Below are 5716 nucleotides of genomic sequence, written 5' to 3' on the forward strand. Positions count from 1 at the left end.
CGTCCGGCTCGAAGACTGGCCCGTCATGCCCCGCCAAAACATCGGCTTCATGATCGAACCCCACGGCTTCTTCGACCAAAACCCAACCCTCAACCTGCCCAGCAACATCACCGCAGCCACCGACACCGGGCAGTGCTGCGACGGGAACGAATCATGACCCGGCCAAGCAACGCGGGGAAAGCAAAAGACACGAAAAGTTCCGGCGTCCCCAAGCCCCACTCCCAACCGGGTAAGTTGAAAGCCAACTCCCTGGGGTTGTGGGATGTGGTTTTCATGGCTGTCGCGACGTCCGCACCGATTACGGTGATGAGCGGAAATGTCCCGTTTTCGGTTGGCTACGGTGTCGGAACCGGAACCCCGGCAACATATATCTGGGCGACGGTTATCCTGTCGATCTTTGCGGTCGCATATGTGACGATGGCCCGCTATGTGACGTCAACGGCCGCCTTCTATGGATTCATTTCCCGCGGTTTGGGGCGCGTGGTCGGCCTCGGGACCGGCTACATGGTCACCTTCGGCTACATGGTCTTTGAAGTCAGCATCATCGGTATTTTCTCCTATTTCGGCGAGCTGGCTTTCCGGGACCAGTTGGGGCTGAACGTCTCATGGGTGGTTTTCGCGGTGGTCGGCTTTCTGCTCATCGGACTGCTGACCTACTTTGAGATCAGTCTCGCAGCGAAAATCCTGGCAGTACTGCTGGCCACTGAGATCGCGATTCTGGCGGTCATGGCCTTCGGCGTGCTCTTCCATGGCGGGGGTCCCGACGGGCTGATGCCTGAGACGCTGAATCCGGTTAACGCGTTCAAACCAAACGGTCTGCTGGTCGCCTCGGCGGGACTGGCCATGTTCATCGCGTTCTGGTCCTGGACCGGATTCGAATCGACGGTCATGTATGGGGAGGAATCGAAGAACCCGAAGAAGATCATCCCTATCGCCACGATGATCGCGGTCACCGGTGTCGGTGTCTTCTATACGTTTGTCTCCTGGATGTCCGTCGCCGGGAACGGTGCCAAAGAATCCATTGTTTTGGCGCAAAGCGCCAATCCTCTGGACATGTTCTTTCACCCCACGGACGTCTTTGTCGGCCACGGGTGGGTTCTGGTCATGCAATGGCTGATGATGAGCGGATCCTTCGCGTGCGCCATGGCCTTCCACAACGCCGCATCACGGTACATGTACGCGCTGGGAAGGGAAGGAATTCTGCCCGGCGTACTTGGCAAAACCCATAAGAAGCACGGATCCCCTTACATCGCGTCGTACGTCCAGACAGGTGCTGCAATCTTGTGGGTTTTTGGGTTCTGGTTCTTACACAAGGATCCATACCTGGATGTCTTTGTCCTTCTGGCTGTGCTCGGGACATTCTCGCTCCTGATTGTGCAGACCATCACCATGGCCGCTGTGTTCAACTATTTCCGCACGCACCATCCGGAAGAAAAAATGTGGCGCACCAAAGTCGCTCCCATACTCGGTGGAGCGGGGATGTTGGGTGTTGTCATCCTGATGTCTCTGAACCTGAACACGGCTGCCGGGCCTGCAGCGTCGTCTCTGCTTTTCAAACTCATCCCCTACATCGCCGCTGCGCTCTTCATCACGGGGGCCGGTCAGGCACTTTACCTGCGGAAGACCAATCCGCTCAAGTATCAAACCATCGGCCACGTCGTGCTCGCTCTGGATGACCGCATGGACATCGACCTCGAACACGAACTCGACGTCGAACTCGAACTCGAAGTGAAGCACGCCTTGGAGGAACAACGAGAGCTGGAGAAGGAGCGGCCCTAAACGGGTGGTCCCCGATGCTGTCGACAGCAGCATCGGGGGACCGAACCCGTACCTAACCCAAACCCAGTAGTGGGAGCGTGATCGGCGTGTTCAGTATCCCCGCAATTACCTGGACCCTCACGGCCGTCCTGCTGCTGAGCGCAAGCTATCACTTCCTGCAGGCGATAAGGTCACGCCAGCTCACGGACCGGGTTAATAAAAAGCCTTCATGCCCTCATGCACGTCCTGATGGCTGCCACGTTGTGGAACCTCGCGCCGTCGACCATGCTGGCTCAAATCGCAGTCCTCACCGGCGCGGCACTGTGGTTTATCATTCAAGCAATCGCCCGGCAGGAATTCAAAACACTCTGCGTGGATACCCGGGGCCGACTAAAATGCGCCTACCACAGCCTCACCATGACCGGCGCCGCCCTCATGATCGCAATGATGGGTCAGGTGAGCACCGCCGGCCAGGGAATCATTCCGTCAGGCGGAATGTCCGGAATGTCAATGCCGCGCCACCATGACGACATGACCCCCAAGCACACTAGCCCCATCCCAAGGACCCTACGGACCGCCGTCCCCCAAGGACCCTACGGACCGCCGTCCCCCAAGGACCCTACGGACCGCCGCCCCCCACGGCCCCACTTCTCCTTACGCAGAAAATTTAAGGAGACTCAATGAGTGTGTTCAACGGGCTTCGAGAATTCGCGATGCGATTGAGCCTCTGCTGTAGGAGAACCGCCAGTTCCCGCCGAGTGCCTCATTTGCCGCCAACGCGGTCATCCAGCCCGGCGAATACGATGCGCCCGACGCCGACCACCCCTCGTTCTAGGGGTGGGTTACTGGTAGCGGCCGTTATTCAAGTGGTCTGTATTCGTGGGGTGTCTGGGTCCTGGCTGCGGTTGGTTAGTCGTGGTCGCCTGCTGCGTAGCCGCCCCAGGGTGATCAGGTTTCAGTGGCGATCCTGGTGGCGCGGGCTTCGGCGAGCTGGCTCGTGAGCGCCGCAACCTCTTCGGCGTGCTTCCGGACTGCAAGGGCAAGCTGGTCGCGGGCCTCGGCGGCGGATGCTGCATTGTCACGGGCAGCCTGGTTGGCTTCTGCGATCCGGGTCCGCAGTTCCTTAACCGCTTCCTCGTGGGTGCGGGTGATCTGTACGACCATACGGCCGCAGAAGGCTGGAACTGGTCGACAATTGCAGCGGCCGAGGATAGATTCGTCCATAAGCCCACATCAATCGCCTTCACCACCAGGGAGTGACATGCAATCATTTGACGCGACACCCAACGAGAAGAATCCGGATCCGCTAGGCAGCGAAGAAAGCGCCTCTGACGCAGAGAGTACGGCGGACCCGAACGGGGCCGCCACGCAAAAACCAGCCCGCAAGGACGCTGACGCGCTGCCCGATGGTTCGGGCACTGACCGCCGCCAGGGCATCGAGGATCAAGGTAAGGAAAACGGCGAACAAAGTTTCGACGCCGGCTAGTCGGCCGGGGTGCCGCCCGCCCCTTGAATGATCGGGCGGCACGCCCTAAGGCGCAGGCGTGGACTATCCCAATACATTTGGACAGTTTCAGGACTGGTTCAGTACTGATGATGCGTGTCTGGAGTACCTGGCAAAGCTGCGCTGGCCAGATGGATTCCTCTGCCCTAAATGCCGCGCCGGCGAGTGCTGGCGTACGGGTGCTGGGCTATGGATGTGTCGGGGATGCTCACGGCGGACATCGGTGACAGCCGGGACCATTTTTGACCGCACCCGCACTCCGATGCGGACCTGGTTTGCCGCCGTCTGGTTTGTCTCCTCGCAGAAGAACGCCGTCTCATAGGGACCCAGCCCCAGGACACGCTGCAGACCGAGGGCGGAGACCCCGTTTTTCTGTGAGGAGACAAACCAGACGCAGCGACCAAGCTTGGCTCGTTGCCCGGTTCCGTGCGATAACCTGAGTCGGCCTGAGGTCGCGCTGGAGCAGATTTTGAGCGTCATCGAAATCCAGAATGTTCAGATCGTCTGGCAACTCAAACGTTCTCAGAACCCGATACGCTCTTGGCAGGACCGGTATCTCAAACATGTCGTCGCCCCACTCCGTGATGTCCCCAAAGACCTCTCCGACAGCAGCCTCGGGCGACTGAGCGTAGTACCAAGAGTCGTAGGCTCTCGGATTGTCTACCCGGCCTTTGCCCTGCGGCTTGTGAAGGTAGTCAGGATGCCCTGGTTTTCCGTCAGCTGACGAGACAACCCCGGCGATCCCGACCCTGGCCCAACCGACCCCGATCCAGCGACGCGCCTTCGACCTCATTGGACAACCCGTCCCGCTCGCCCTGAAGTAGACAGAAGGAGGAACCCTGGAAATAGTGAAATCCCCGCCATGGCGGGGATTCACACGTCACGGCCCACGTAACTTCGGGCTAACCCTCAGCCAGCCCTGCCCGCCCACACGAGAAAGACCACTCGAGACGCAGTGCGGGCTCCGCCCACCCGGCACGACAGCCGGGCCGCGTCGTGCCCAGGACCCAAAAAACGCCGAAATCCACACCCCGCCAGGAATTCCAACTCAAATAGCCACTACTCGCGGGTCCGGGTCCAGGCCGCCGGACGTAGCCATTTAATTTGGTGGTGACGCTTCGCGGTTTTTGATCTCGAATCGGAGGATTCGGTCGGTGCCGGGGTATCTGGTTTCGGTGTTGGTGAGGTAGTCGCAGAGTTCGGCGATCGCGGTGGTGGCCCGGCGGGTGGGGAGCGGGTCGAGGCGGATGGTGAGGTAGCCGTTCCGGCCGGGGTCGATGTCCCCGCTGTTGGTGTGAGCTGCCGCGAGGATTTCGGACAGCGGAATTGGTGGATTCTTCTACGCTGCCAGTGCTGGCTGTTGATAACCATAGTGGACTTCGTTAGGGCGTCGGTAATCGAGCGCGGAGTGTCGGCGCCGACTATTGTAAAACCCCTCAATATAGCGGATCACGTCGCTGCGGGCTTGTGATTTCGTCGCGTAAACGGTCCGACACACACGCTCGTTCTTGAGCATCGAGAAGAAAGATTCCGCCATACTGTTATCCCAACACACGCCCGTGCGGCCCATCGATGAGCGCATCCCCAAGCCGGTCACCAAGGCCCGAAACCCGGCCGAGGTATACACGCTGCCGCGGTCGGAATGCCAGATCGCGTCCGGCTCTATCAGGGTCGTTGCGGCGGCGTTGTTGAGTGCGTCGGCGACGAGTTCGGTGCGCATGTGATCGGCGATGGACCAGCCGACGACCTTCTTGGAGTAGCAGTCAATGACGGTGGCCAGGTAGATGAACCCTTGCCAGGTGTGGATGTAGGTGATGTCGCCGACAAACTTTACCCCGGGGCGAGTGGCGGTGAAGTCACGGTTGACGAGGTCGGGCATGTTGGCCGCGGCCAAGGCGTCGGCCTCGGTCGTGACCCGGAATGGCCGGGGTTGGCAGGCCACAAGGCCCTCCTGGCCCATGAGCTGCCGCACAAGTTCGGGTGAACATTCGGTCTGTTCCGCGGCGAGGTCGGCGTGGATCCGGCGATACCCGTAGGTGCCTTCAGACTCCTCGAAATAGTGTTGGATCCGCGCTATCAGGGCCTTCCGGCGAGTGGCAGTCGCCGATTGCGGGCGCGTCAGCCAGTGGTAGAAACCGGACGTCGAGACGCCTAACCAGCGGCACATCTTCACGACCGAATTCAGGTTGGCGGGCTCAGTTTTTTAACAGTCGAAGGAAAATTAACAGCTCGCCGACCGACGAAAAGCCCGGGAATCCAACGGTCAGCCAAACAGCTGACTATCCCATGTCAGGAGTCCTTGAGAAGGAGGAGCTGGATTTCTTCGCCACCTAGGTGGCATCCTGGGTGTCTATGCCGCTGCCGGGTTCCGGGGCGTGCAAGAGGTCACTGCCTGACCCTGGCCGGTCACTCCTTGACGCCGCCGCCTGCGCTGTCGCCGTCTCGCTCAGGCGC

Annotated in this window: 6 protein-coding genes and 2 pseudogenes; 5 read left to right on the forward strand and 3 right to left on the reverse strand. The window is 60.2% G+C overall.

Annotated features, from left to right (window positions below):
- From QMG52_RS21310 to QMG52_RS22530, 3 genes are all read left to right on the forward strand, one after another.
- Positions 1-157: copper amine oxidase (locus QMG52_RS21310; protein WP_283562411.1), on the forward strand; the 157-nt coding region annotated here is incomplete at its 5' end.
- Entirely contained in the window at positions 154-1779 is a 1626-nt protein-coding gene (locus QMG52_RS21315) for an APC family permease (RefSeq protein ID WP_283562409.1), read from the forward strand. The genes QMG52_RS21310 and QMG52_RS21315, both read left to right, overlap by 4 nt.
- Positions 1780-1974: 195 nt before the next feature.
- Entirely contained in the window at positions 1975-2442 is a 468-nt protein-coding gene (locus QMG52_RS22530; RefSeq protein ID WP_502920594.1) for a DUF5134 domain-containing protein, read from the forward strand.
- A 264-nt stretch (positions 2443-2706) separates the two neighbouring features.
- Here the strand turns inward: QMG52_RS22530 and QMG52_RS21320 are convergent, their stop codons facing one another.
- Positions 2707-2922, reverse strand: a complete 216-nt coding sequence (locus QMG52_RS21320) for a hypothetical protein (RefSeq protein WP_283562410.1) — start codon at positions 2920-2922, stop codon at positions 2707-2709.
- A 97-nt stretch (positions 2923-3019) separates the two neighbouring features.
- Between QMG52_RS21320 and QMG52_RS21325 the strand changes: the two genes are divergently transcribed.
- Together QMG52_RS21325 and QMG52_RS21330 are read left to right on the forward strand one after the other, a co-directional pair.
- Positions 3020-3244: a hypothetical protein gene (locus tag QMG52_RS21325; protein ID WP_283562358.1), complete on the forward strand. Its 225-nt coding sequence runs from the start codon at positions 3020-3022 to the stop codon at positions 3242-3244.
- A gap of 58 nt (positions 3245-3302) precedes the next feature.
- Positions 3303-3584, forward strand: a complete 282-nt coding sequence (locus QMG52_RS21330; protein WP_502920593.1) for a transposase — start codon at positions 3303-3305, stop codon at positions 3582-3584.
- A 66-nt stretch (positions 3585-3650) separates the two neighbouring features.
- On the opposite strand, the pseudogene QMG52_RS22535 reads toward QMG52_RS21330, so the two are convergent.
- Positions 3651-4055, reverse strand: a pseudogene (locus tag QMG52_RS22535) (RES domain-containing protein); the annotation flags it as partial.
- 546 nt (positions 4056-4601) lie between these two features.
- Positions 4602-5441, reverse strand: a pseudogene (locus QMG52_RS21335) (IS3 family transposase); the annotation flags it as partial.
- Positions 5442-5716 lie beyond the last annotated feature (275 nt).

This window comes from Paenarthrobacter sp. PH39-S1, from assembly GCF_030063245.1.
Classification (GTDB): domain Bacteria; phylum Actinomycetota; class Actinomycetes; order Actinomycetales; family Micrococcaceae; genus Arthrobacter_M.